The sequence below is a fragment of the Pseudomonas abieticivorans genome (assembly GCF_023509015.1).
Taxonomy (GTDB): domain Bacteria; phylum Pseudomonadota; class Gammaproteobacteria; order Pseudomonadales; family Pseudomonadaceae; genus Aquipseudomonas; species Aquipseudomonas abieticivorans.
On the sequence record NZ_CP094975.1, the window covers coordinates 4,982,826 to 5,007,205 of the forward strand.

26 protein-coding genes are annotated in these 24,380 nt (G+C 61.5%); 12 read left to right on the forward strand and 14 right to left on the reverse strand.

The annotated features are described in order from the left end of the window. Window positions 1-97: 97 nt before the first annotated feature. The 7 genes from fapF to L9B60_RS22740 form a co-directional block, all read right to left on the reverse strand. On the reverse strand, window positions 98-1,408 hold the full coding sequence (gene fapF / locus L9B60_RS22710) for a fibril amyloid transporter FapF (RefSeq protein WP_249673221.1): 1,311 nt from the start codon (window positions 1,406-1,408) through the stop codon (window positions 98-100). A gap of 68 nt (window positions 1,409-1,476) precedes the next feature. Beyond that, complete coding sequence (gene fapE / locus L9B60_RS22715; RefSeq protein ID WP_249673222.1) at window positions 1,477-2,238, reverse strand: fibril amyloid subunit FapE; 762 nt, start codon at window positions 2,236-2,238, stop codon at window positions 1,477-1,479. A gap of 42 nt (window positions 2,239-2,280) precedes the next feature. Then, complete coding sequence (gene fapD / locus L9B60_RS22720; RefSeq protein WP_249673223.1) at window positions 2,281-2,961, reverse strand: fibril amyloid maturation endopeptidase FapD; 681 nt, start codon at window positions 2,959-2,961, stop codon at window positions 2,281-2,283. A gap of 68 nt (window positions 2,962-3,029) precedes the next feature. Beyond that, window positions 3,030-4,043, reverse strand: coding sequence for an amyloid-like fimbrin subunit FapC (gene fapC / locus L9B60_RS22725; protein ID WP_249673224.1), 1,014 nt, complete (start codon window positions 4,041-4,043; stop codon window positions 3,030-3,032). Between the two features lie 52 nt (window positions 4,044-4,095). Further along, window positions 4,096-4,671: a fibril amyloid subunit FapB gene (gene fapB, locus L9B60_RS22730; RefSeq protein ID WP_249673225.1), complete on the reverse strand. Its 576-nt coding sequence runs from the start codon at window positions 4,669-4,671 to the stop codon at window positions 4,096-4,098. Between the two features lies 1 nt (window position 4,672). Beyond that, window positions 4,673-5,113: a functional amyloid chaperone FapA gene (gene fapA, locus L9B60_RS22735; RefSeq protein WP_249673226.1), complete on the reverse strand. Its 441-nt coding sequence runs from the start codon at window positions 5,111-5,113 to the stop codon at window positions 4,673-4,675. Window positions 5,114-5,429: 316 nt separating this feature from the next. Continuing rightward, window positions 5,430-5,957, reverse strand: coding sequence for an AAA family ATPase (locus tag L9B60_RS22740; RefSeq protein ID WP_249673227.1), 528 nt, complete (start codon window positions 5,955-5,957; stop codon window positions 5,430-5,432). Window positions 5,958-6,296: 339 nt separating this feature from the next. Here L9B60_RS22740 and L9B60_RS22745 point away from each other — a divergent pair, with 339 nt between their 5' ends. Further along, complete coding sequence (locus tag L9B60_RS22745) at window positions 6,297-7,127, forward strand: undecaprenyl-diphosphate phosphatase (protein ID WP_249673228.1); 831 nt, start codon at window positions 6,297-6,299, stop codon at window positions 7,125-7,127. Beyond that, entirely contained in the window at window positions 7,114-7,515 is a 402-nt protein-coding gene (locus tag L9B60_RS22750) for a DUF1294 domain-containing protein (RefSeq protein WP_249673229.1), read from the forward strand. Before L9B60_RS22745 ends, L9B60_RS22750 begins: the two co-directional genes overlap by 14 nt. 9 nt (window positions 7,516-7,524) lie before the next feature. Here L9B60_RS22750 and L9B60_RS22755 read toward each other — a convergent pair whose 3' ends face one another. After that, window positions 7,525-7,872: an MmcQ/YjbR family DNA-binding protein gene (locus L9B60_RS22755; protein WP_249673230.1), complete on the reverse strand. Its 348-nt coding sequence runs from the start codon at window positions 7,870-7,872 to the stop codon at window positions 7,525-7,527. 16 nt (window positions 7,873-7,888) lie between these two features. Further along, a complete protein-coding gene (locus L9B60_RS22760; protein WP_249673231.1) occupies window positions 7,889-8,797 on the reverse strand; it encodes a LysR substrate-binding domain-containing protein in 909 nt (302 codons plus the stop codon). A 130-nt stretch (window positions 8,798-8,927) separates the two neighbouring features. Between L9B60_RS22760 and L9B60_RS22765 the strand changes: the two genes are divergently transcribed. Both L9B60_RS22765 and L9B60_RS22770 read left to right on the forward strand, forming a co-directional pair. Further along, window positions 8,928-9,494 carry an NAD(P)H-dependent oxidoreductase gene (locus L9B60_RS22765; RefSeq protein WP_249673232.1) on the forward strand — a complete coding sequence of 189 codons (567 nt, stop codon included), beginning with the start codon at window positions 8,928-8,930 and terminating at the stop codon, window positions 9,492-9,494. 222 nt (window positions 9,495-9,716) lie between these two features. Next, window positions 9,717-10,754: an alpha/beta hydrolase family protein gene (locus tag L9B60_RS22770; protein WP_249673233.1), complete on the forward strand. Its 1,038-nt coding sequence runs from the start codon at window positions 9,717-9,719 to the stop codon at window positions 10,752-10,754. Here L9B60_RS22770 and L9B60_RS22775 read toward each other — a convergent pair. Together L9B60_RS22775 and L9B60_RS22780 are read right to left on the reverse strand one after the other, a co-directional pair. Then, window positions 10,748-11,947: an MFS transporter gene (locus L9B60_RS22775; RefSeq protein WP_249673234.1), complete on the reverse strand. Its 1,200-nt coding sequence runs from the start codon at window positions 11,945-11,947 to the stop codon at window positions 10,748-10,750. The genes L9B60_RS22770 and L9B60_RS22775 overlap by 7 nt on opposite strands. A 187-nt stretch (window positions 11,948-12,134) precedes the next feature. Next, the gene (locus L9B60_RS22780) at window positions 12,135-13,721 is read right to left on the reverse strand and encodes an ABC-F family ATPase (RefSeq protein WP_249673235.1); all 1,587 of its coding nucleotides are present in this window, start codon (window positions 13,719-13,721) and stop codon (window positions 12,135-12,137) included. 510 nt (window positions 13,722-14,231) lie between these two features. On the opposite strand from L9B60_RS22780, the gene L9B60_RS22785 reads away from it, so the two are divergent. Together L9B60_RS22785 and L9B60_RS22790 are read left to right on the forward strand one after the other, a co-directional pair. Further along, entirely contained in the window at window positions 14,232-15,377 is a 1,146-nt protein-coding gene (locus L9B60_RS22785; RefSeq protein ID WP_249673236.1) for a WD40 repeat domain-containing protein, read from the forward strand. 59 nt (window positions 15,378-15,436) lie between these two features. Then, a complete protein-coding gene (locus L9B60_RS22790; RefSeq protein ID WP_249673237.1) occupies window positions 15,437-16,060 on the forward strand; it encodes a LysE family translocator in 624 nt (207 codons plus the stop codon). Between the two features lie 25 nt (window positions 16,061-16,085). Here L9B60_RS22790 and L9B60_RS22795 read toward each other — a convergent pair whose 3' ends face one another. Together L9B60_RS22795 and ku are read right to left on the reverse strand one after the other, a co-directional pair. Further along, window positions 16,086-18,551 (reverse strand): autotransporter family protein, encoded by a 2,466-nt coding sequence (locus L9B60_RS22795; protein ID WP_249673238.1) that lies wholly within the window; start codon window positions 18,549-18,551, stop codon window positions 16,086-16,088. A 157-nt stretch (window positions 18,552-18,708) separates the two neighbouring features. Next, entirely contained in the window at window positions 18,709-19,560 is an 852-nt protein-coding gene (gene ku, locus L9B60_RS22800) for a non-homologous end joining protein Ku (RefSeq protein ID WP_249673239.1), read from the reverse strand. A gap of 337 nt (window positions 19,561-19,897) precedes the next feature. On the opposite strand from ku, the gene L9B60_RS22805 reads away from it, so the two are divergent. Next, a complete protein-coding gene (locus tag L9B60_RS22805; RefSeq protein WP_249673240.1) occupies window positions 19,898-20,158 on the forward strand; it encodes a DUF1652 domain-containing protein in 261 nt (86 codons plus the stop codon). A gap of 48 nt (window positions 20,159-20,206) precedes the next feature. Here L9B60_RS22805 and eco read toward each other — a convergent pair whose 3' ends face one another. Beyond that, window positions 20,207-20,674, reverse strand: coding sequence for a serine protease inhibitor ecotin (gene eco, locus L9B60_RS22810; RefSeq protein WP_249673241.1), 468 nt, complete (start codon window positions 20,672-20,674; stop codon window positions 20,207-20,209). Window positions 20,675-20,947: 273 nt separating this feature from the next. Here eco and L9B60_RS22815 point away from each other — a divergent pair, with 273 nt between their 5' ends. The 5 genes from L9B60_RS22815 to L9B60_RS22835 are packed head-to-tail and all read left to right on the forward strand — an operon-like array spanning window position 20,948 to window position 24,371. Continuing rightward, on the forward strand, window positions 20,948-21,790 hold the full coding sequence (locus tag L9B60_RS22815; RefSeq protein ID WP_249673242.1) for a transporter substrate-binding protein: 843 nt from the start codon (window positions 20,948-20,950) through the stop codon (window positions 21,788-21,790). A gap of 53 nt (window positions 21,791-21,843) precedes the next feature. Beyond that, window positions 21,844-22,509: an amino acid ABC transporter permease gene (locus tag L9B60_RS22820; RefSeq protein ID WP_249673243.1), complete on the forward strand. Its 666-nt coding sequence runs from the start codon at window positions 21,844-21,846 to the stop codon at window positions 22,507-22,509. Between the two features lie 9 nt (window positions 22,510-22,518). Beyond that, on the forward strand, window positions 22,519-23,181 hold the full coding sequence (locus L9B60_RS22825) for an amino acid ABC transporter permease (protein ID WP_249673244.1): 663 nt from the start codon (window positions 22,519-22,521) through the stop codon (window positions 23,179-23,181). Continuing rightward, a complete protein-coding gene (locus L9B60_RS22830; RefSeq protein WP_249673245.1) occupies window positions 23,178-23,960 on the forward strand; it encodes an amino acid ABC transporter ATP-binding protein in 783 nt (260 codons plus the stop codon). The genes L9B60_RS22825 and L9B60_RS22830 overlap by 4 nt, the downstream gene beginning before the upstream one ends. A gap of 24 nt (window positions 23,961-23,984) precedes the next feature. Further along, the gene (locus tag L9B60_RS22835; protein WP_249673246.1) at window positions 23,985-24,371 is read left to right on the forward strand and encodes a RidA family protein; all 387 of its coding nucleotides are present in this window, start codon (window positions 23,985-23,987) and stop codon (window positions 24,369-24,371) included. Window positions 24,372-24,380 lie beyond the last annotated feature (9 nt).

Consider the following 24,380-nt stretch of genomic DNA (forward strand, 5'->3'; position numbering starts at 1 on the left):
CCACTGCGTTGCCCCCTTCGCGGATAAAACCGCGAAGCAGCCCCCCGATTCATCCGCGAACCCGCCCCCTGTAGGAGCGGATTCATCCGCGAAGCCCTTAAAAATAGTAAGGAAATTTGAGGCTGAAGGTAAAGTCCGGCGCGTCATCCGTCATGCCGATCGACAGGTTGGGTACGATGGTCAGCGAATCGCTGGCCGCGATGGTCATGCCAATGTTGAAGTAGCCCGCATTCGCGTCGCTGGCCGATACGCCCTGCCAGTCGCCGCCGTCCGGCTTGATCTTGCTGCGCCGCTGGATCAGGTCGGACATGGAGAACGACATGCTCATCTTCTCGTTCAAGGCGAACGCCACGCCCATGCCGATCTGGAAGCTATCGCCCAGGCTGACCTTGCCGCCCAGCGTAGTGCCCTGGTTGGGGCTGATGTCATCGAACGAGTCTTCGAAGTTATGGGTGTAACTGAAGCTGCCGAACAACACGGCCGGGTCAAAGCTTTTGATCAGCGAGATACCCGGGGTGATGGACCAGACGCCATTGCCGGTGGGCAGGGTTTCCGGAACCGCCAGGTTATCGTTTTGCGAGGAGCGAACCAGCTTGATGCCATAGGGGTCTTTGCCGGTAGGAGCCTTGACCCGCAGGCTGAACACCGCATCGGGTTTGTACGGGCCTTCGTCGATGAACTTGTAAGCAACCCCTGCGTTGATATCGCCGATGGTGGGATCACGCTGCACGCTTTCCTGGGACACCGTGGTGGTCGAGCCGCCGGCACCGGCCGACTGGTACGTGGAGTCGCGGTAGATCACCGGCACGTTCAGGTCGAATTGCCAACGGTTATTCAGGTTATAGCGACCGGTCAGGTCCAGGGTCCAGTTGTCGGCCTTGATGCGGTCGACGTTGATGTTGCCGAGGAAAATCGAGTCCAGTGCAAGGAAGCCGTTGAGGGTCAACTGGCGGGTGTCGTAGTGGGTGTAAGTCAGGCCTGTTTCGAAGCTGAACTTGCCGCCGCCGAAAAAGCCGCTGGCTTCGTCGTACAGGTTGTTCACGCTTTGCGCCGGTTCCGAGTCGTCCTTGAGCGACTGCCCGTAGGAACTGCCCCCGCCGGCGGCGCCCCCGCTGGCCACTGCCGCGCCGGTACCGGGGGCACCCGTGGACACGGTCTGGGCCTTGCTGGGTTCGGCCGGGGAGCGGGTCAGGCGCTTGGGGGCGGGAGCGGCAGGTTGCTCCTCGACCTGGCGCACGCGCTGTTCAAGCACCGCCAGCGCCTTTTGCTGAGTGTCATAGCGCTGCTTGAGGTCAAGCAGTTCCTGTTTCAATTCCTCCACTTGCGGGTCTGGAGCTGCCTGCGCAACGAATGCAGGCATAAGGGTACTTAAGCAAACAACCGCATTGAATCCGAACGATCGGTGCATGGGTGAGCCGTCCCTTTTGACTTCATTATTTGAGACACAGCGTAGATCAAGATCCCATTACCTGTAGGTCAATATCCCATCGCGCGCAGGCCCTTAAGCTGCGTCAGGTTGCAGTCCAATGCCCCGGCGCTGGGCAGGTTGTCGCGCAGCACCACGTTCAGTTGGGTCATGTTATTGACCTGGTTGGCGCCGCCCAGCAGGGTGGTGTTCTGCATCAAGCCCCCTTGCCCCAGTTGCTGCAGGCTGCTGCCTTGGCCATTGTTGGCCTGGATGGCCAGTTGCACGCCACCGGTCGCGCTGTTGGAGATGCTCATGCTGCCGGCACCGTTGCTGCTGGTGATGGTGCTGCCGGCTGCCAGCGCCTGGCCAATGTTGGCGCTGGTGGCTGGAGCCTGGCCGCTTTCCTGCACATTGATGCCCACGTTGTTGTAGGCGCTATTGTTATCGCCTGCGGCGCGCACCACCTGGGTCACGCCCTGGGTGGTGCTGAGCCCGGCACCGCCGGTGACGCTGCCGGTGCCGTTGATGTTGAGGTTGTCGTTTTTGCCGGCGCTGTTGCCGCGCTGGTTGATGGTGGTCACGTAAAACTGGGGTTGCACGGTGTTCTGTTGAACCTGCAGGTTGGCACTGGCGCCAATCGTGTCACCGCTGGCGTTGGTCCAGGTACTGGACATCACCACGCCAAAACTGATGATCCTGCCAGGCATCACGTATTTGCCACGCAATGTCGAGAGTTCCGAATCCTTGACTTCAATTGGTTTGAACGATGAGGCGTGCACCGGCAGGCTGGTCGCGAGGCAGGCGGCCAACAGCCAATATTGAGTGTTCATCGGGTGCTCCTGGAGCTTCGTGCCCCTTTTTATGTACAGACCCTAGAAGAAGTCGCTCTGGATAAAACCGAAATCCATGAGCTCTGCGTCTTGAACCGGACTGAAACCATTGAAGCGCTCCTTGGCAGTCAGGGGCACGGGCGGTGCGAGCAAGGCGTTGGCCTTGTCGTAGCCCTGGCCGATGACGGCGAAGATGATTCCGTTCCAGCCTTTGACAAAGTCCTCGCGGGTGTAGCGTTTATGCCCCAGTACCGGGTCGCCGATATAGACCCAGTCACGTTGCACGCGCTGCAGTACCACGAAATGCTTGTAGCCACGAATGTCCATCAGTACCACGACAGGGATGGTGATCTTGTCCAGGCTTTCGGCGGGGATTCGGTAGCCTCTGGCACGCATGCCAATGCTTTCCACGTAGCGTTTCATGTCGAGCATGGAGAACCCCTGGACCCGAACCTGGTCCTGGTCGGAGTAGGCCAGCATGCCTTCGATCACGTGCTTCTCATCCACGTCCAGCCAATAGGCTTGGCGTAGTACCGTCGCCAGCGCGGCAGCACCGCAGCTGTAGTCGGTCTTCTGTTCGACCAGGTCGGAAAAATGCCGCTCACGAATGCTCTGGACCGATTTGTGGATCAGCACGCCCCCCGGCAAAGCGGGGACGGACATCTGCGCAGCCCAGGCAGGGCCGGTCAGGCAGAGGAGGAGGGTGAGGGCAGCCGTGCGCATGGTCGATTCGCCTTGCTTTATGGTGCTGAAAAGAAGCCCCCTAAGCGGGGGCCCCTGAACTGTCGTGATTACATGCAGGCTTTGCAGCCAGCAGCAATGGACAGGGAGTTGCTTTGTTGGTTGCCCACGCCTGCAGACACGTTGGCACCGACGTTGCCCGACACGTTGTTAAGCGAGTTGGACAGGGTGGCACTGTTGGTCACAGGGTTGGCCCAACCGGTAGGGGTCAGCACTTGATAAGAGGCGACGCCACCGAGTTCGAAAGTCCCGCTTTCTTTGAATTTGAGCGGTTGCGACTTGTCGTGATCGTCATGACCACCGCTGTTGCGGCTGTCATTGTTGTTGCCACCCCAACCGCCACCACTGTGGTGGTCATCCCCACCCACGGTACCGGTGCCAGTGCCTTTGTAGGCGCCGGTGGCGTAGAAGGCCGAGACCAAGGTGTCTTTGCTGTAGGTGCGGTCAGCCACGTTGTTGACCACGGTGCCGCTGGAGGTCTGGTTGGCCGAGGCCGAGGCACCGGCTACGCGGCCGCCCGACACGGCGATGGCCAGGTTGTTTTTCTGTTGGTTGAAATCGCCAGAGGTGACGTTGATGCCGATGTTGCCGGAACTGCCATTGGCCGAGCCATCCAACGTGGTGGTGGTACGGGTGGAGTAGTTGGCCACGGTGTTGTTGCTGTTGGTCTGGGTGGCGCTGGAGGCCGCATAGGCGCTGCCGAAAATGAAGCTTTCGTCGGCAGTGGCAATGGCGGCGGCGTTGTCTTGTTGGTTGGCGTCGCCGCCGGCCACGTTGACACCCAGGTTGCCATTGGAGTTACCGGCCGAGCCGGTCACGGAAGCCGAATTGCGAGTGCCTTCATTGATCACGCCGTTGCCACGGCTGGTTTGCGTATCAATGACAGTCGCAGCCGAGCCTGCAGTCAGTTGGATCTGCTGCTGCAGTTGCTCTTGCTGATTGTTGTTGCCATGGTGTGGGTCGCCATGGTGGTCGTTGTTGCGATCATCGCCCGCTTGTGCTGCAACAGCCATGACCGCTGCGAGTGCGAAAACCAGGGGGCTGAGAGCCATTGTAGGTTTCATGGTGTTTCTCCGTGCATTATTGTTGGTTTAAGTGTTGTTGCTATTTTTCGGGTCAATCAGCGACCCGCACGCTCAGGGTGTTGCCCATACTGTTACCCACCCCGGCGCTCTGATTCAGTTGGATCAACCCACGGCTGCCGGTGAAGGCCTGGTCACTGGTGGTGACCTGGCGGCTGCCTGATGTGGGAGCGGCTGAATCAGAGCCTCTGACAAACGCCACGTTTTGCTGTGACAGGGCGCTGTCATCGACACTGAGCGGCTGAGCACTGATGGTCAGCCGCATTGCATTGGCTTGCTGGTTGGCGGCGCCCGAGGATTGGTTGATCCCCAAGGCACCATTGCCGTTGCTGAAGGCATTGCCTTCGATTGCCGACCGTGCGTTCAACGAAGGGTCGACGACGGTCCGCAGTTTCTGATTCACGTGGGTCGAGGCGTTGGCCTGGGTCCCGATGGCGATGGCTCGCACGTTGGTTTGCTGGTGCAGGTCGCCGGCGGCCTGGTTGACGTTCAGGCTGCCTTGGTAGCCTTGGCCGGTGCTGTCGATCAAGGCGTTGTCGACGGCTTGCGGGCCAGCGGCGTAGGCGCTGGAGCAACCGATCAGGGCGATTACGAGCAGGGTACGGGTCATCTCAACGATCTCCACTGAGCATGCGCAGTGGCGAAAGCCCCTGGGTCACGGCCTGGTTGACGGTGTTGGATATGCTGTTGCCCGAACCGCCACCGTGGCCGGCGCTCATGCCCGGCAGTTGCTGCTGTGCACCGCCCAGGCCGCGAAGGTTGCCGTCGGGCATGATGGTGCGGGTAATGGAGTTGCCGCTGCTGATGCCGGCGAAGTCACCGTCGCTCAGTTCGTGGCTGGTGACGCGGGTCACCAGTGCCGAGGGGTTGGTGTTGACGGTGGTGGGGTTGGGGTCGGGGACCATGGTGGGGCGAGTGGCCACGCGGGGTTGAACTTCGCGCTGGATCACCACCACGCCGTCACCGGCAGCCTGGGCAGTCAGGCCATAGGTGCTGCTGATGGCAGTAGCGAGCAGCAACAGGCTAAAAATGCCTTTGTCAAAAGTCCTCACGGTGGCCCTCCCTTGTTCTTGTAAGCGCTGGCCCTATTCAGCGTTGCGAAGGAGAGAGCAGAGGTTGTGCCAGTTTCTATTTATTATTATTTATCAATAAGATAGATTCAATGATGGGGGCTGGCGGGTTTTCGTTGTAACGCCCGCGATACAGCGCCCGCCCACTTTCGGGGTAGAAGCGGGCAACAGGCCGGATAGACGAAGTGGGGGCGGGTTGTTTCAGCGGCTTAACAGTTTTACCCCAAAATCGGGGGAGGGCGGCGCAGTGCGGTTCGGCAGTGTTTGAGGTGTAAAGAAAATGGACGGTTTAACGGCTTCAGGGCCTTGCCAGCAACCGCTCGACAGCGCTCAACGCCGCAGCCTGCCTGTCGCTCCAGCTACCGTGCAGCACCTGGTAGGGCTGGTCGTTTTCACGCAGCCAGCGCTCGCTTTGGGCAAAAAACGCCTGGCGGTCCATGAGGTTTGGCTGGCAGCGCTGGCTGTCGTGCACCCAGGGCACGCCATCGGGGGACAGCAGCAGGTGCAGGTCATAAGGCTGCGCCAGCAGAGCCGGCTCCAGCCACGCCGGGCAGTCGCCGAACAAGGTGCGGCTCCAGAGCATGTTGCTGAGCAGGTGGGTATCGAGTATCAACAGCCTGGGCTGTTGCTGGCGGGCCCAAGCCTCGTTGGCCAACTGGCCACGGGCAATGGCGTCGATGTCGGCGTAGACCGTGTCACGGCCAGCCTGCTCGATGAATTCACGCACGTACTCGCGCACCAGTAGGCCCTCGTAGCGTGCCTGCAACACGCCGCCCAGCCAGCTCTTGCCACTGGATTCGGGGCCGGCCAACACCACTGTCTTCACCTGATTACCTCGATTAAACATGGGCTTGCGGGGAACAATAAGGCGATTTCGCAGACCAATGTGCGGATTGTAACCTCGGGGTGCTATTGAATCGGGATCTTAGGTATTTTCTTACACGATAAGACCCCAGATAGAGCGGTTTGTGGTTCTGAACTAGCATTCAGGAGCACGCCGTTCTGATAGCATTTCGCCGCCAACCCTCGGAGCCTGTTACCTGCAGCAGGCGTGCAGTTCCCGAGGGTGGCCGGCAGTGTCAGGCTCGCTTCGCGGCATCAGGGCCATCGCAGGTTTTTAAATATCGGGTGTCGGCTCGCCTTGAGCCGGCCCCATGGGGGAATGATGGATCTTTGGACCGCCGCACAGGCTTTGATTTTAGGGATAGTCGAGGGGCTCACGGAGTTTTTGCCCATCTCCAGTACCGGGCACCAGATCATTGTTGCCGATTTGCTCGGGTTTGGCGGTGAGCGGGCCATGGCCTTCAACATCATCATCCAGTTGGGCGCGATTTTGGCGGTGGTCTGGGAGTTTCGGCGCAAAATCCTCGACACCATCACCGGTTTGCCTACCCAGCCCAAGGCGCAGCGCTTCACCGTCAACCTGATGGTGGGTGTGCTGCCGGCGATCGTGCTGGGGGTGATTTTTGCCGACAAGATCCATGAGTACCTGTTCAACCCCATCACCGTGGCCGTTGCCCTGGTGGCGGGCGGTATCATCATGCTCTGGGCCGAGGAGCGCGAGCATGTGGTGCGCGTCGAGCAGGTCGACCAGATGCACTGGTCAGACGCCCTCAAGGTCGGCCTGTGCCAGTGCCTGGCGATGATCCCGGGCACCTCGCGCTCAGGCTCCACGATCATCGGCGGGTTGGTGTTCGGCCTGTCGCGCCAGGCGGCCACCGAGTTCTCGTTCTTCCTGGCCATGCCGACCATGGTCGGTGCGGCGCTGTATTCGGGGTTCAAGTACCGGCACCTGTTCCAGGCAGGCGACGTACCGGTGTTCGCCATCGGCTTCATCACCGCGTTCGTGTTCGCGATGATCGCGGTCAAGGGGTTGTTGAAGTTCATCGCCAAGCACAGCTACGAAGCCTTTGCCTGGTACCGCATCGTGTTCGGCATGCTGATCCTGGCAACCTGGTGGTTTGGCTGGGTGGACTGGTCCAGTGCCACGGCCTGACGCCGCACGGGCGGCGGTCAAGCACCCCAGGCTCAAGTTGGTTTTGTTCGTGCTGTTGTGCCTGTTGCCGGTGGGGGGCGCTTGCCTGGTGTGGGCCCGGGGTGGCTCGCCGCTGGCGTTATTGGCGTATGGGGTGATGAGCCTGCTGACCTTCGGCCTTTACTGGCACGACAAGCGCCGCGCCCGCGAAAGCGGCCAGCGCACCCCGGAAAAACTGCTGCACGCCACCGAGTTGCTCGGTGGTTGGCCGGGTGCGTTGCTGGCGCAGCAGGCGTTTCGGCACAAGACGCGCAAGGTGTCCTACCTGGTGGCGTTGTGGGGGATTGTGCTGGTGCATGAGTTGGGTTGGGTGGAGGTGGTGATTTTTGGCGGGCGGCATCTGGCCTGAGCCGCACCCTCAATCCAGCAACAGCCCTACCTGCCGCTTCTTGGCCAAGCGCTGCACCACCAGTTGGTGCGAGCGTTTCAACAAGCCCCGCAACTCGGCGTCGCCCAAGGCATACGGCGCCGCCACGCTGACCCAGTGGGCGCGGGCCAGGTAAGGGGCCGGGCGCACGCCGGGGCGGTCGACGTGGCCCAGAAACAGCGCTTGGTCAACCTTGAACGACACGCCGTCGCCGGCAAGGCCGATCAAGGCAAACATCTTGGTGTCGGCAATGGAGAACACCCGCACGCCGCCCCATTTGTAGTCTTCCCGCGCGCCGGGCAGGCTCAGGCAAAACTGCACCACATCGTGTTCGGTCATCAGCCACCCCCAGTTCTCAGATAAAACGCTCGCCGCATTGATTGAATGATTCGACCAAGTGGTCGATCCACGCCCGCACGGCTGGCAGCACGCCCCGCCTGTGGGGGTAAACGGCCTGCAACGAGCCGCCGGGCAGCGACCAATCGGGCAACAGTTGCACCAGTTCACCACTGGCCAGTTCCGCCTCGCAGTGCATCATCGGCAGGATGGTAAAGCCCAGCCCCGCGATGGCCGCGGCCTTGCGCACGATAAAGTCTTCTATGCCCAGGCGCGCCTCCAGCACCAGGTCGCGCTTGTGGCCGGCCGCGTCCAGCATGCGCACGTGCACCATGCGATCGGCCTCCAGCGCCCCCAGTACCGGCAACGCCAGCAGGTCGTCCGGGGTGGCGATGTGACGGGCCTGCACGAAGCCCGGGCTGGCCACCAGAATAGTTCGCGCCTCACGCAAGCGCTTGGTGACCAGGCCCGGATCTTCGTCCCACGGCTCGCGCACGCGCATGGCCACATCGATGCCTTCGGTGATCAGGTCGACGCGGCGGTTAAGCAGCACCATGTCCAGTTGCACATGGGGGTAGGCTTTTAGAAAGCTGCTGATCACCGCCGGCAAGAACTCGTGTGCCAGCCCCACCGGGCACGACACCCGCAGCCGCCCGCGCGGTTCACTGGACAGGCTGGCCACCACCTCGTCGGCCATCTCTGCCTCCAGCAACATGGCCTGGCAATGACGCAGGTAGCGTTCGCCCACGCTGGTGAGTTTGAGCTGGCGCGTGGTGCGTTGCAGCAAGCGCGCACCCAGGCGCTCTTCCAGTTCGGCGATGCGCCGCGACAGCCGTGACTTGGGGATGCCCAGCAAGCGCCCGGCAGCGGCGAAGCCACCGGCTTCGACCACCTTGGCAAAATAGTAGAGATCGTTGAGGTCTTGCATCGTGCGGCCCGACTGTTCTATGTGTGGGACAATCTAACGCAAATGCGCAGACTAATCATCTATTGAGAGTGCCTGTAGGATGATCGCCATCCAGACCGGTCCGTTCGGTCACCCTCATCAGGAGAGACTCATGAAACTGTTGCACATCGATTCGAGCATTCTTGGCGACAACTCTGCTTCCCGCGCGCTGAGCCGCAGTGTGGTCGAGTCTTTCGACGGCGCCCAAGTAACTTACCGCGACCTGGCCGCTGAAGCCCTGACTCACTTCTCCGCCGCCACCCTGGCCGCTGGCGACGTGGAAGCCAAGCTGTCGGCCGACACCTTGAGCGAGTTCCTGGCTGCCGACGTCGTGGTCATCGGCGCGCCGATGTACAACTTCTCCATCCCGACGCAACTGAAGGCTTGGGTTGACCGCATCTGCGTGGCGGGCCAAACCTTCCGCTACACCGAAGCCGGCCCAGAAGGCCTGTGCGGTGGCAAGAAAGTGGTGATCGTGTCCACCTCGGGTGGCATCCACGCCGGCCTGCCGACCGGCATCGCCCACGAAGAGTACCTGAAAGTACTGCTGGGCTTCATCGGCGTCACCGACATTGAAATCGTCCGCGCCCAAGGCCTGGCCTACGGTGACGAAGTGCGCAGCAAAGCGCTGGCTGATGCGCACAAGCAAATCGAAGCCAAGCTGTTCGCGGCTGCCTGATTAACCATCACGCCGCTGGAACCCTGCCGCCCGCCGCTTGCCCAACAAGCAGCGGGCGGCTTTTTTTTACGCACTTTTTACCAGTGTCGGTGGTTGGCCCGGCTTATGCTTAGGCATAGCTAACGATCTTTCTTCATGTACGTCGTTCCCATGCGGCGTAGACTGATACCGGTGATCAGGGGGAAAGGTTATTCCGGCCAATGGTAGAAGGTGGGCATCCTGATGATGCGTCTTTGTGCGTACTTCGTGATTTGTCTAGGTTTAGGCCTGTTTTCGGTGCAGATCGAAGCCGCTCCACAACCCCATTGGAGTGTCGGGTTTCATCGCCTGAGCTTTCTCGACCCCCTCGACCTGCAGCCCATGCAAGCCATGGCGTTCTACCCCTCCAATGACCGCGAGCACATTAGCAAGCTCGATGGCTATCAGGTAGAAGCCACCGAAGACGCCAAGATTGCCATCGGTCGTTTTCCCATGCTGATGCTGTCCCATGGCAACGCCGGCACACCCTTGGCCCTGCATGACTTGATCACTTCGCTCACCCGCATGGGCTTCGTGGTGGTGGCGGTCATCCACCCGGGCGACAACTACAAAGACCACAGCCGCCTGGGTGCCCTGAGCAACCTGTACGGCCGGCCTTTGCAGATTTCCGAGGCGATCACCGCCGCACTCGGCGACCCCATGCTGTCACCGTTCGTCAACGCCGACCAAGTGGGCGTGATTGGTTACTCGGCAGGGGGTGAAACCGCGCTGATCCTGGCGGGCGCGCAACCGGACCTTCAGCGCCTGCGCAAATACTGCACGGAGCGCCCGGACGATGCCGATGCCTGCAAGACTCAAGGTGAACTGCTGGTGGACCGTGACGACCTGCTGCCCGAGGCTGACCCGCGCGTGCATGCGATCTTGTTGATGGCGCCGCTGGGCCTGATGTTCAACCGCCAGACCTTGTCCCAAGTGCAAGTGCCCACGCTGATTTACAGCGGTGACAGTGACAAACTGCTGGCCTTGGACAAAAACGCCGAAGCCCTGGCGCGCAAGTTGCCCAAGGTGATGGACTACAAGCTGTTGGCCGGGGCCGGGCACTTCGTGTTCATGGCGCCGTGCACCGACGAGCAGATGGTGGCGATGCCCGGCCTGTGCAAGGATGCCGACGGTGTCAACCGTGTCAGCATCCACCACCACTTGGTGCTGGAGGCCGGGCACTTCTTCTCCGACACATTGGGCCAGGCAGCCCGTCCCGGCCTGCAGGCTGCCAATCAATAAGCGTCGTGGCGCGGCCTGCGCGACAGCAACACGGTCAGCGACAGGCCCACCACCGATAGAAGCGCGGCGCACAAAAAGATCCACTGGTAGCCCAGGTGCAGGGCCACCGCACCCATCATCGGCCCTGAAATCGCCAGGGCCAGGTCAAAAAATACCGAGTAGGCGCTCAAGCCGGCGCCGCGACTGGAGGTGGGCACCTGCCGGATCGCCAGCACGCCCAGGGCGGGGTACACCAGTGACAGGCCGAAGCCTGCCAGGCAGGCGCCGAGCATGGCGATCAGGGTAGTGGGCGCCAGCCACAACATGACCAGCCCCAGGGTTTCGATGCTCATGCAGGCAATGGCGACGAAGGCGCCGCCCAGGCGGTTGATGGCGTTGATGAACAGCAGCCGCGAGACAATGAAGCAGGCGCCGAACGCCGTCAGGCAATACGCCGCGCCCTGCCAGCCGCGGTCCACGTAGTACAGGGTAATGAACGTGGTCAGCGTGCCGTAGCCGATCGACGCCAGGGTCAAGTTCACGCCGTAGGGCGCCACCCGGCCAAACGCGGCCCAGAACGGCAGCCGTTCCCCGCGGATTACCGGCATCGATGGTTTCTTGCGAATCACCAGCAGGGCAATCACCGCCAGCACCGTCAATGCGACGCCCAGCGTATCAATGCCCCAGTGCCCGACCATCACCACCCCCAGCGGCGCGCCGATGGCGATCGCGCCATACGAGGCGATGCCGTTCCAGGAAATGACCCGAGCGGTTTGCTCCACGCCCACCGCACCAATGCCCCAGCTATTGGTACCCACCCCTATCAGGCCTTGGGCGATGCCGAGCAGCACGCGTGCCACGATCAATATCGTCAGGCTGGTCGCCGCCTCGCTTTGCAGCAAGGTCGAGATCCAGGTCAGCACGCCGCTGGCGGCAATGCCGGCAAGCCCGGCGACAATCGCAGGCTTGGTGCCCAGGGTGTCGGCGATGCGCCCGGCCGTTGGGCGGGTGAGCAGGGTGGCCAGGTACTGCGAACCAATGGTCAGGCCGGCAACGATGGCGCTGAAGCCCAGTTGGTCATGCACGTAGCCAGGCAGTACCGCGATCGGCAGGCCGATGCAGATGAAGGCGATGAAGGTGTAGAAAACGATCGAGAGAATCTGCAGGGTGATAGCGAAGTTGCTGCGGGTGTCGGGCTTTTCGTGCACGGTCATGGGGCTCGTTCGCTGGCAGGCGGTTAGAGGGCACCATGATGGCTGGGGAAGGGGATAAAGGAAAGCAGGCTATCGGTTTATAAGGGCCGGTGATACGGAGGTGCGCTTTTCGCGGATCAATCCGCTCCTACTGACGGCGCCAGTAGGAGCGGATTTTATCCGCGAAGCAAACGCTACGGTGCCGCGCTTAGAACGTCACGCCCTGGCTACGCAGGTAGTCATCGTACGTACCGCTGAAGTCGGTCACGCCGCTTGGGCTCAACTCGATGATGCGGGTGGCCAGCGACGACACGAACTCACGGTCGTGGCTGACGAAGATCAGCGTGCCCGGGTAGTTTTCCAGCGCCAGGTTCAGCGACTCGATGGACTCCATGTCCAAGTGGTTGGTCGGTTCGTCCATGATCAGCACGTTCGGCTTTTGCAGGATCAGCTTGCCGAACAGCATGCGGCCTTGCTCACCACCGGAGATCACCTTGACCGACTTGAGGATCTCGTCGTTGGAGAACAGCATCCGGCCCAAGGTGCCGCGAATCATCTGCTCGCCCTGAGTCCACTGGCCCATCCAGTCGAACAGCGTGACGTCGTCTTCGAAGTCGTGGGCGTGATCCTGGGCGTAGTAGCCAAGCTCCGCGGCGTCGGTCCACTTGATGCTGCCGGCGTCCGGGGTCAGTTCGTTGACCAGGGTGCGCAGCAGGGTGGTCTTGCCGATGCCGTTCGGGCCGATGATCGCTACGCGCTCGCCCGCTTCAACCTGGAAGCTGAAGTCCTTGAACAGCGGCTTGCCGTCGAAGCCCTTGGCCATGCGCTCGACGATGACCGCCTGGCGATGGAGCTTCTTGTTTTGTTCGAAGCGAATGAACGGGCTCACGCGGCTCGAAGGCTTGACCTCGGCCAGCTGGATCTTGTCGATCGCCTTGGCGCGGGAAGTGGCCTGCTTGGCTTTCGAGGCGTTGGCCGAGAAGCGGCTGACGAACGATTGCAGTTCCGAAATCTGCGCTTTCTTCTTGGCGTTGTCCGACAGCAATTGCTCGCGCGACTGGGTCGCCACGGTCATGTACTCGTCGTAGTTGCCCGGGAACAGGCGCAGCTCGCCGTAGTCCAGGTCAGCCATGTGGGTGCACACGCTGTTCAGGAAGTGACGGTCGTGGGAGATGATGATCATCAGGCTGGAGCGCTGGGTCAGGATGTTTTCCAGCCAGCGGATGGTGTTGATGTCCAAGTGGTTGGTCGGTTCGTCGAGCAACAGCACTTCAGGGTCGGAGAACAGCGCCTGGGCCAGCAATACGCGCAGTTTCCAGCCTGGCGACACTTCGGTCATCGGGCCAAAATGCTGTTCCAGGGGGATGCCCAGGCCCAGCAGCAACTCGCCAGCGCGAGATTCAGCGGTGTAGCCATCCATCTCGGCGAACTCGGTTTCCAGCTCCGCCACGGCCATGCCGTCTTCTTCGGTCATTTCCGGCAGCGAGTAGATGCGATCGCGCTCGGCCTTGACCTTCCACAGCTCTTCATGGCCCATGATCACGGTGTCGATCACGGTGAACTCTTCGTAGGCGAACTGATCCTGGCGCAATTTACCCAGGCGCACGTTTGGCTCCAGCATCACTTGGCCGCCGGAGGGGTCGAGGTCGCCGCCGAGGATTTTCATGAAGGTCGACTTGCCGCAACCGTTGGCGCCGATCAGGCCATAACGGTTGCCACCGTTAAATTTGACCGAGACGTTCTCGAACAGTGGCTTGGCGCCGAACTGCATGGTGATGTTAGCTGTGGAGATCAAGAGGCTTACCTATCAATAACTTGGAGTGCGCGGGTTTGAGCTGGAGCCATTAAACAATCCAGCGCGCATGACTCCACAGCAATCTCTGCACGACAAGGCCGAGCTGCTGAGGGATAAACGCGGGGGGTCAAACCGGAATTTGCCGCTATTGTCGCATAGGTGTGGGGGGTGATGCATGGGGTACGGCGCTATTGAGCGTCGGTTTGCGGCGTGGCGAGGGTGGGTTTCGGCCCAGTGGCGGCGTTTGCCGGGGCTGACAGCTCGGTTTTGCCGGCCGGGAAGGCGGCGAGCATGTTGCAGAGCAGGGTGGCGTTGGTTGAGCGACCGCTAAGGGCTATCGCTTCTCATGACGATTATGTAACAGCCTGCCGGGGGATTTCATCCATCCACACCTGACTACCCCTATACTTGCGCCTGCTGCACAACGCTTGAGCCGTACCTTTCCTGCCCTGGAGTTATGCCTTGAAAACAAGAAATCTGCCGTTCAATTTAAAAATGATACCGGTTTCAGTGGCCGCTTTCTGGCTCGCCGCCGCGCCCCTTGCCCACGCTGCCGACTGGATTGTTTCGGGCAACGATGGCAAGTACCAGCGCGTGCAGGGCCGTGATACCTACCTGGCCAACCCGCCCGCCGACACCCTCACCGTGCTGGATGCCAGCGTGTTCCCGCCCAAGGTAGTGCGTTCGGTAGAGGTGGAAAACGCCGTGCAGGGCCCGCCTCAGGCGGTGGCCATTTCACCGGATGGCAAACTGGCGCTGGTGAGCGCACCCACGCGTTATGACCAGGCCAACAAGCAATTGCTGATGGACACCTTTTTGCAGGTAGTGGACCTAAGCGGTGCCGATGCCGCCGTCAGCAAGATCGAATTGGGCAGCCATCCCCAGGCGGTGGCTTTTTCCCCAAACGGCAAGCTGGGCGTGGTGGCGTGTGTCGATGGCAGCGTGCGGGTGCTGAACATCGAGGGCCGCACGGTGAAGCTGGCCGGCTCGATCAATTTGAGCAGCAAGCGTTTGTCGGGCGCCAGCTTCACCCACGATGGCCAGCATGTGCTGGTGTCGTTGCGTGACGAGCAGGGCGTGGCGGTCTTGAATGTGCAGGGTGAGCAGATCGTCGACAGTGGCGACCGCCTGAGCGCGGGCGTGGCGCCCTACACCATCGATGTGTCCAGCGATGGCCATTGGGCGGTGGTGAGCAACGTCGGCCTGGCGGGGCTGCCGGGTTACAAGGGGCGGATCCTGGCGGACGCCGACACGGTTTCGCTGATCGATGTGTCGAAGGCGCCGTTCAAGACCGTGCAGCACATCACGGTGCCATCGGTGCCGGAAAGCGTGGCGATCTCGCCCAATGGCCAATGGATCGCGGTGCAAGGCATCGACGGCTCGAACATGACCCCGGACAACCCCGGTTACCACGCCCGTGGCAAAGTGGTGTTGTTCCAGATCGACAAGGGCGTGGCCCGCAAGGTGTCCGAGGCGCCTGCGGGCGCAGCGTCCCAGGGCCTGGTGTTCACCCAGGACAGCCAGCACCTGATCGCCCAGTTCAACGTGGAGCGACAGTTGGCGTTCTATGACATCAAGCACGGCAAACTGGTGGACACCGGCAAGCGCCTGCCTTTGTCGGGTGGCCCGTCCTCGATCCGTTCGACGCCACGCTGACCTTGCAAATGCCAGGCAAATACGCATGATATTTGCCTGACATCCAAAGGGACGCCGATGTGAACCTGACTACCTTGCTGCTGTTTATACCTGCCTGCTTCGCCCTGAACATGGCCCCAGGGCCCAACAACCTGCTGTCGTTGAACAACGCCAGCCGCTATGGCTTCGGCCAGTCGTGCCTGGCTGGGGCCGGTCGGTTGCTGGCATTCGCCGGGATGATCGCCTTGGCGGCGATGGGCTTGGCGGTGGTGCTGCATGCCTCCGAGCACTTGTTCATGGCGATCAAGCTCATCGGCGCCGCGTACCTGTTTTACCTGGCGGTGCAACTGTGGCGCGCGCCGGTGGGCGGGGCGGCTGCACAGGCCGCCAGCCGCCGCGGGCTGTTCAGACTGGCTAGCCAGGAGTTCTGGGTGGCGGCCGGCAACCCCAAGGCGATCCTCATCTTCACAGCCTTTTTGCCGCAGTTCGTCAACGTCGACAGCAGCACCTCGGTGGCCCAGCAGTTCGCCTGGCTGGGGGCGATGTTCCTGTTGCTGGAGTGGCTGGCCATTGCCATCTATGCCTGGCTGGGCAGCCATTTGCAGCGCTGGTTCAGCCAGCCACGCCAGCAGCGTTTGTTTAATCGCGCCAGCGCGGTGCTGCTGGGATGTGCGGGGGCGGGGTTGCTGGCAGCGCGGCGCTAGGCTCAACGTATGTGGCCGCTTTCCTTCACCACATGATCCTGAGCCCCAAGGTGCCCTGCAGCGCCTGCTCTTGGCGGCTGTCCAGGTTGTTGCTGTAGTCCACGCTCGAATACACGCTGACATCCCGGCTGACCTGCAGCGCCACGCCGGCGCCCAGGTCGGCGGTACTGGCGCGGTGGTCGGTTTTCAGCGCGTCGGTGCCGTCGAAGGTCAAGGTGTCGCGGCCGCTGAAGGTTTGCCACACGTTGGCGCGCAGGTAGGGCTCCAGCGGCAACCCTGCCAATTGATAGTTGCCTTTGAGGCGCGCACCCACACGGCCACGCCACCAGGGCTGGGAGTCGAACCCCACCCGTGAGACCGGATCGTTGTCGCTGTCCAGGGTGATTTTCTGCATGACGATTTGCGCCTGGGGTTCGATCACCCAGCGCTCGGACACGGCGATGGGGTAGCCGGCTTCCAGCGACAGCGTGGTGCCGTGGCCGTCCAGGTCCACTTGCCAGCCGCGGTTGGAACGGCTGTGGCCGTCGTAGCGGGTGTACATGGCGACCGCGTCGACGTAGGCATCGGTGGGGGTGAACAGAGTCCAATAGGCGCCCAGGCTGTCGCCGTTCAGGCTGATGTTGCCCGAGTCGGTGCCTTCAAAACCCAAGGCGAAGCCTTTGACATCACCGCTGGCGCGGGCATGGCTGGCGAACACCCCGCTGCGCTGCCGGTAGCCTTCGCCCAGATCGCTGGCATACAGGTCGTGCCCCACCTGATAGCCGCTGACGCTGCCATCGAAACTGGGTGACACCGCGCCCGACCAGGCTTGGCGCACGTTGCTGCCAAAGGTGCGGGCCCAGCCGCCGGGCACGGCACCGTTACCGGCGGGGCGTTCGCTGTCGCGTTGGTGAAAGGTGCCCAGCACGGTTTGCCCCAGCAGGGCGGCAACCGCGGGCGCCGCGGCGTACACCGGGACCTCCAGGCGGTACAGGGCAATTGACTGGCCGGGCGCCGCCACGGGCAGGGCCGGGGTGCCTGGCGCGGCGACCGGTGCGCTGGCGGCCGGGGCTACCGGTGTGGCGGGGGAGGTTGGCGTCGTCGGTGTAGTAGGCTGCTCCACGGGCACGGCCACCACGCTTGAGCGCAGGTACCAGCTGTTTTCACTGCCCGCCGTCACGCCGCCCTTGAACAGGTAGTACTGATAGGCCCCCGCCGAGAGGTTGCTGCCCAGGCTGAAGGCGCTGTTACTACTGGTAGCGCCTTGATTGGCCTCAACCACCTCGATACCGTTCTGCGTGGTCAGGGCACCCAACCCACCCAGGTTGGTCACCGCCAGGGTCGTGGTGCCGGACAGCGTGCCCTGGGACACAATCAGCCGGTCCGAGGCGGCGCCGTCACCGGCCAACACGCTTTGCAGGTTCAAACGCCCGGCATTGCCGGTGTAGTTGCCCACCACCGTCAACGTATCGGTGGCCGTGGCGCCACTGCTGGCCAGGTCGATGAGCCCGGCGTTGGTCACGTTCACGTTCTGCCCGCTGTTGAAGGGGCTGATCACACCGCTGGAAGACGCCAAGGTGCTGCTGGCATCCAGGCTCAGGGCGCCGGTGCCCGTGCCGGTGTCGCCCAGGGTGAAGGTGTCGTTGAGCGTGAACACCGAGCCGTTGGTCAGTTGCACGTTCTCGAAGGTGGTGTAGCGTGCGCCGGTGCTGGCCTGGGTGTTGTTGAAAATCAACGTGTCGTTGCCGGTATTGCCGTTGATCAGCGGCGTCTGCGCCAGGATGCCATCGGTCAAGTTGATCAGGTTGACAACGTCATCGTCATTGCCCATCGACACCAGGCCCTTTATCACGCCGCCGCCGTTCCAGGTCAGCACGTCGTTACCCGTGCTGAGCAGCACTTGGCCGCCGATCTCCCCACCGGTCAGGGTCAGCGTATCGACACCGGCGCTGGTGCTGACATTACCGCCGATGCTGCCACCGGAGATGATGATGGTGTCCCGGCCAAGGCCCGTCACCAGGTTGCCGTTGATGCGCCCGCCCGACATGTCGAAAATGTTGTTATCGAGTTTCATGTCGACCCGGCCGATGGTGCCACCGGTCATCGTGGCCACGTCGCCGTCTTCGAAGGCGCCGACGATCGTGCCGCCGGTCATGATGAATATGTCGCGGCCATCGCCTTGGGCAAGCGACTGGATCTGCCCGCCGTTCATCACGAAGGTGTCGATGCCAGCGCCTTGTTCGACGGCCCCGCCGATGGTGCCGGCATTGATTTCCACCCGGTCGACCCCTGCGCCGAATGACACCGCTCCAGTGATGGTGGCGGTGCTGCCTGCGGGCAGGGTGAGGGTATTGTTGCCGCTCAGGTCGGTCAGCGAGGTTGCCGTGCCGCTGTCGCACACAAAGTTGTCATCGCCGGCCGTGGGTACCAGCACGCAGGCCGCATAACCGGTTTTGCTCAGCGCGGCCAGCAGCACAATGGCCCCTACTTGGGTTTTTCGGGTGAACGTCATAGCCGATATCCCTTTAACGATTAAAGGACCTCGGGGCTATTCACCACGACACATTCAGGCGGCCCCAGACATCGGAATGGGTGGTTTTGAGCTAAATAATCACTTTGTATTAAAATGGATACTGTCAAAAATGCCAGTTGTAACGACCGCCGGTCATTCAAGAGGCCTTGCGCGATTTACGCGCAGGCTTGGCCGCAGGTTGGGTTTTCTTGGCCGCAGGCTTGCCGCCCAGGCTGCGTTTGAGCAGTTCTGTCAGGTCGATCACATCGGCCGTGGCCCGTTTTTCCTGGCCGGCGTCGGTCTCTACATCTTCGATCTTGCCTTCGTGGGCCTTGCGGTCGACCAGGGCCATGATCTTTTTCTCGAACTGGTCGCTGTAGTCCGCAGGGGTCCAGTCACCACTCATGTCTTCGACCAGCCGCTTGGCCATGTCCAGTTCCTTCTTGCTCAGCTCGGGGCTTTTGGCTTCTTTGGTCAACTCCAGCGTATCCAGGCCGCGCACTTCCTCGGGCCAGCGCAGCTTGACCAGCACCAGTGCGTCCTCAAGCGGCATCAGCGCCGAGAGGTACTGACGGGTGTGCAGAACCACGAGCGCCAAGGCAACCTTTTGCGTCTTGACCAAGGTTTCACGCAACAGTGCGTAGACCTTTTCACCACGCCGGTCAGGCGCCAGGTAGTAGGGGGTGTCGATATTGGCCAAGGGGATCTGCTCGCGGTCCACGAATGAAAAAATCTCGATGGTTTGGGTCGAGACGGGGTGCGCGGCGCGAATTTCCTCTTCGCTGAGCACCACGTAGCGGCCTTTTTCGAACTGCACGCCCTTGACGATATTTTCCTTGGTGACTTCCTTGCCCGTGGCCTTGTTCACACGTTTGTAGCCAACCGGGTCCATGCTGCGCTTGTCCAGCCAGTCGAAGTCGACGCCGCCCGAGGAGGTGGCGGACACCAAGGCCACGGGGATGTGCACCAAGCCAAAACTGATCGCGCCTTTCCAGATTGCCCGAGCCATAGCGATGTACCTGCGAAGTCTGTGTGCAGGTGACTGCGCAGGCCTTGGCAAAGTTTCACGGGGCTGATGGGGTACCGGGCGGGTGTGCAAATTGCAGGCTCAATACCCGTGCTGCGTGCAAATTGCATGAGGGCAATCGGCCACTTTTTGAGTAACTGTTTGATTTTTAAAGACCTGCCTGGGCAACGGAGGTGGGCCTGATAAATGCACTGTTTGGCTATAAGACCGGCAAGCTGGCGCATTAGACCGGTGGTCTGCCACAGCAGCAAAAAGCCACCTATGATGGACATGCCTGTGGAATGGCAAGGATCGATCAATAAAAAATGGAGAAGTAGACATGTTGTCCACCCTTGAACTGCGCAACATCATTGAAAGCAGTTTTCTGCCGCAACGCTGCCAATGCACCTTGGCCCAAGACCGTTCGCTAACAGTGCGGGTCTATGATCGAACGTCCGAAAGGCTCGACATGACCGTCACCGGCATCAACGCCGAACAGCTGACCAGCAGCCGGGCGATTTCCAACCTGATTGCCGGCCTTCGGGCAGACCTTGCGCACAGCCACGTGAAACAGGCCCGCCGCGTAAACGACAGCCTCTGATACCTACCCCCCCGAGAACCCGCTCACATGCGGGTTCTTTCGTTTTACCTACTCCTTGCTGGCATCTTTCATCTGCGGCCCCGCCGACCAGACGCGATAACGCACCTCGATTCCCTGTGGCACGTACACCACGATCGGCAGCTTACTGTTATAGCGCAGTAGGAAGCCTTCGCCCTTGACTTGCACAAAGCTTAGGGATTGCTTGCCGTTCGGGCACGCCATCAGCGTGGCCAGCGGCCCTTGCACGCCCTCCAGGCGATAGAACGAATAACCCCAGCCCTGCAGGGTTTTTTCTGCAAGCGTGCCGGTGAAGCGTTGATTGTTGCAGTCGGTCGAAAGCGTTTTGCCTGGCAAAACCTCCACTTTGAAGGCGGATTCGTCGGGCTGCTCGGGCAAGTGGATGACGTAGCGCACGTAACCCGCCTCGGCGTCGGGGTAGGGCGCCACGTCTTTGAGGGCGGCAAAGGCTGGCGCAACGAGCGCCAGGCTGGCAAGCAGGGCAACGGTGGATCTCATGACGCCTCCTGGCGATAACAAAGGTGCGCGGATTTGAAGCAGGGGCGCTCCGCATTGGGGCCTTCCTACTCGCACACCCTGTAGCCAATGGTAGCGACTCCCGGCGGGGCGTCCACGCCTTAAGATTGCAAGGCGTGTCAGCTGGCTGATTTCAAAGGTTTTTCCAGGGGGACTGGCCAAGGCCTTGCGCGGATGGCACACTTTCTGCTGTCTATTCCGTTGTTACATACCTTGTTCCGGTATAGCGGAATAACCAACTTCGGAGTGCGTGTCATGCATCGCGGACCATCCTTGTTCAAAGCGTGTGTTTTTCTCCTGGCCTCATCGGCAGCACTGGCGGTGCAAGCGGCTGACAGCAAGTTGGACAGCGTGCTGCAGCGTGGCCACCTGATCGTCGGCACTGGCAGCACCAACGCGCCGTGGCACTTTCAAGGGGCCGACGGCAAGTTGCAGGGTTTTGATATCGACATTGGCAAGTTGATCGCCAAAGGCCTGTTCAACGACCCGAGCAAGGTGGAGTTCGTGGTGCAGTCCTCCGACGCACGTATCCCGAACCTGCTGACCGATAAGGTCGACATCAGCTGCCAGTTCATTACCGTGACCGCCAGCCGCGCCCAACAGGTGGCCTTTACCCTGCCGTACTACCGCGAAGGCGTGGGCCTGTTGCTGCCCGCCAATAGCAAGTACAAGGAGATCGAAGACCTCAAGGCCGCAGGCGACTCGGTCACCGTGGCCGTGCTGCAGAACGTCTACGCCGAAGAACTGGTGCACCAGGCGTTGCCCAAGGCCAAGGTCGACCAGTACGACAGCGTCGACCTGATGTATCAGGCCGTGAACTCCGGGCGTGCCGACACTGCCGCCACCGACCAATCCTCGGTCAAGTACCTGATGGTGCAGAACCCTGGCCGCTACCGCAGCCCGGCCTATGCCTGGAGCCCGCAAACCTACGCCTGCGCAGTCAAGCGTGGCGATCAGGATTGGCTGAACTTCGTCAACACCGCGCTGCATGAAGCCATGACCGGGGTCGAGTTCCCCACCTACGCGGCGTCGTTCAAGCAATGGTTTGGCGTGGACCTGCCCACCCCGGCTATCGGTTTCCCTGTCGAATTCAAATGACCTGCTGAGGGCAGGGCGGTGACTGCACCGCGCTGCCCGAGGACCTGCACACCATGAATTACCAGTTGAATTTTGCCGCAGTGTGGCGTGACTTCGACAGCCTGCTCGCAGGCCTGGGCCTGGGCCTGGAGTTGGCGCTTATTTCCATTGCCATCGGCTGCGTGATCGGCCTGGTCAGTGCCTTTTGCCTGCTGTCCAAGACCCGTGCGTTGCGGGTGATCGCCTCGATCTACGTGACCGTGGTGCGCAACACGCCGATCCTGGTGCTGATCCTGTTGATCTATTTTGCCCTGCCAAGCCTGGGCATCCGCCTGGACAAGATCGCCTCGTTCATTGTCACCCTGTCGCTGTACGCCGGGGCCTATTTGACCGAAGTGTTCCGCGCAGGGCTGCAGAGCATTCACAAGGGCCAGCGCGAGGCGGGCCTGGCGATTGGCCTGAGCGAGTGGCAGGTGCGCGCCTACGTGATCGTTCCGGTGATGCTGCGCAACGTGTTGCCGGCGCTGTCGAACAATTTCATCTCGCTATTCAAGGACACCTCCCTGGCGGCCGCGATCGCGGTGCCGGAGCTGACCTATTACGCCCGCAAGATCAACGTCGAAAGCTACCGGGTGATCGAAACCTGGCTGGTGACCACGGCGTTGTATGTGGTGGCCTGTTACCTCATTGCCATGGTGCTGCGTTATCTGGAACAGCGCCTGGCGATCATCCGTCGATAGGAGGGGTTCATGTACGAAGCTCATACCTGGCTGCAAGAGCTATGGATCGCTCGCCAAACCTTGTGGGACGGCTTTTTGGCCAGCGTTGCCGTCTCGCTGCTGTCGATCATCTGCGGCACTGTGCTGGGGGTGGTCACCGGGCTTGCCCTGACCTACGGGCGCTTGTGGATGCGGGTTCCATTTCGCATTTACGTCGACCTGATCCGCGGCACGCCAGTGTTCGTGTTGGTGCTGGCGTGCTTTTACATGTTGCCGGCCCTGGGCCTTCAGGTCAGTGCCTTCCAGGCCGGGGCCATCGGCCTGACATTGTTTTGTGGCTCGCACGTGGCCGAGATCGTGCGCGGCGCGTTGCAGGCCATCCCCCTGGGGCAGATGGAAGCGGGCAAGGCCATTGGCCTGACGTTTTTCCAGAGCCTGGGCTACGTGCTGCTGCCCCAGGCGTTGCGGCAGATCTTGCCGACGTGGGTCAATTCAAGCACCGAGATCGTCAAGGCCTCGACCCTGCTGTCGGTGATCGGCGTGGCCGAACTGCTGCTCAGCACCCAGCAAGTGATCGCCCGCACCTTCATGACGTTGCAGTTCTACCTGTTCGTCGGTTTCCTCTTCTTCGTCATCAACTACGCCATCGAATTACTCGGCCGGCACATTGAAAAGCGGGTGGCCTTGCCATGACACAATCCCAAGATACCAACGCGTTGCTGAGCATCCGCAACCTGCACAAGCAGTACGGCGCAGTCGAGGTGCTCAAGGGCGTGGACCTTGACATGCAGCGCGGCAACGTGGTCACGCTGATCGGCTCCAGCGGCTCGGGCAAGACCACGCTGCTGCGCTGCGTGAACCTGCTGGAGGAGTTCCAGGGCGGGCAGATCGTGCTCGACGGCGAAGACATCGGCTACAGCGAAGTGGCTGGCAAGCGGGTACGCCATCCGGAAAAAGTCATCGCCCAGCACCGCGCCATGACCGGCATGGCGTTTCAGCAGTTCAACCTGTTCCCGCACCTGACTGCCTTGCAGAACGTGACCTTGGGGTTGCTCAAGGTGAAAAAGCTGCCCAAGGACCAAGCCATCGCCCTGGCGGAAAAATGGCTGGAGCGGGTTGGCCTGCTGGAGCGGCGCAACCATTACCCCGGCCAGCTTTCGGGTGGGCAGCAACAGCGCGTGGCGATCGCCCGGGCCATTGCCATGAACCCCAGCCTGATGCTGTTCGATGAGGTGACCTCGGCCCTGGACCCGGAACTGGTGGGCGAAGTGCTGGCGGTGATCAAAGGCTTGGCAGAAGAGGGCATGACCATGTTGCTGGTGACCCACGAAATGCGTTTTGCCTTCGAGGTGTCGGACAAGATCGTGTTCATGAACCAAGGCCGCATCGAAGAGCAGGGGCCTCCCAAACAATTGTTCGAGAACCCGCAATCGCCACGGCTGACCGAATTTCTCAAGAACACCCGTTTTTAATCTTTTCAATCAGGAGAAACACCCATGAGCATTACTCGTTACGGCACCGGCAGCACCGCAGGAGGCGGTACGCCGCGCCCCTTCGCCCGCGCAGTAGCGGCCGATGGCTGGCTGCACGTGTCTGGCCAGGTGCCGGCAGTTGACGGTGAAATCATTGTGGGCGGCATCGTCGAGCAAACCCACCAGACGATGCGCAATGTGCTGGCCATCCTGGACGAGGCCGGTTACGCCCTCAAAGACGTGGTGCGCGTCGGCGTGTGGCTGGAAGACCCGCGCGACTTCCACAGTTTCAACAAGGTGTTCGGCGAATACTTCAGCCCCGAACATGCCCCGGCACGGGCCTGCGTGCAGGCCAGCATGATGGTGGACTGCAAGGTCGAGATCGACTGCATCGCCTATAAGCCGCGTTGATCGGTTTGC

Bases quoted from the DNA above. Each gene is read 5' to 3' on its own strand.
- fapF (WP_249673221.1), bottom strand. From the start codon at position 1,408: ATGCACCGATCGTTCGGATTCAATGCGGTTGTTTGCTTAAGTACCCTT.
- fapE (WP_249673222.1), bottom strand. From the start codon at position 2,238: ATGAACACTCAATATTGGCTGTTGGCCGCCTGCCTCGCGACCAGCCTG.
- fapD (WP_249673223.1), bottom strand. From the start codon at position 2,961: ATGCGCACGGCTGCCCTCACCCTCCTCCTCTGCCTGACCGGCCCTGCC.
- fapC (WP_249673224.1), bottom strand. From the start codon at position 4,043: ATGAAACCTACAATGGCTCTCAGCCCCCTGGTTTTCGCACTCGCAGCG.
- fapB (WP_249673225.1), bottom strand. From the start codon at position 4,671: ATGACCCGTACCCTGCTCGTAATCGCCCTGATCGGTTGCTCCAGCGCC.
- L9B60_RS22745 (WP_249673228.1), top strand. From the start codon at position 6,297: ATGGATCTTTGGACCGCCGCACAGGCTTTGATTTTAGGGATAGTCGAG.
- L9B60_RS22755 (WP_249673230.1), bottom strand. From the start codon at position 7,872: ATGACCGAACACGATGTGGTGCAGTTTTGCCTGAGCCTGCCCGGCGCG.
- L9B60_RS22760 (WP_249673231.1), bottom strand. From the start codon at position 8,797: ATGCAAGACCTCAACGATCTCTACTATTTTGCCAAGGTGGTCGAAGCC.
- L9B60_RS22765 (WP_249673232.1), top strand. From the start codon at position 8,928: ATGAAACTGTTGCACATCGATTCGAGCATTCTTGGCGACAACTCTGCT.
- L9B60_RS22770 (WP_249673233.1), top strand. From the start codon at position 9,717: ATGATGCGTCTTTGTGCGTACTTCGTGATTTGTCTAGGTTTAGGCCTG.
- L9B60_RS22775 (WP_249673234.1), bottom strand. From the start codon at position 11,947: ATGACCGTGCACGAAAAGCCCGACACCCGCAGCAACTTCGCTATCACC.
- L9B60_RS22795 (WP_249673238.1), bottom strand. From the start codon at position 18,551: ATGACGTTCACCCGAAAAACCCAAGTAGGGGCCATTGTGCTGCTGGCC.
- ku (WP_249673239.1), bottom strand. From the start codon at position 19,560: ATGGCTCGGGCAATCTGGAAAGGCGCGATCAGTTTTGGCTTGGTGCAC.
- L9B60_RS22805 (WP_249673240.1), top strand. From the start codon at position 19,898: ATGTTGTCCACCCTTGAACTGCGCAACATCATTGAAAGCAGTTTTCTG.
- eco (WP_249673241.1), bottom strand. From the start codon at position 20,674: ATGAGATCCACCGTTGCCCTGCTTGCCAGCCTGGCGCTCGTTGCGCCA.
- L9B60_RS22815 (WP_249673242.1), top strand. From the start codon at position 20,948: ATGCATCGCGGACCATCCTTGTTCAAAGCGTGTGTTTTTCTCCTGGCC.
- L9B60_RS22820 (WP_249673243.1), top strand. From the start codon at position 21,844: ATGAATTACCAGTTGAATTTTGCCGCAGTGTGGCGTGACTTCGACAGC.
- L9B60_RS22825 (WP_249673244.1), top strand. From the start codon at position 22,519: ATGTACGAAGCTCATACCTGGCTGCAAGAGCTATGGATCGCTCGCCAA.
- L9B60_RS22830 (WP_249673245.1), top strand. From the start codon at position 23,178: ATGACACAATCCCAAGATACCAACGCGTTGCTGAGCATCCGCAACCTG.
- L9B60_RS22835 (WP_249673246.1), top strand. From the start codon at position 23,985: ATGAGCATTACTCGTTACGGCACCGGCAGCACCGCAGGAGGCGGTACG.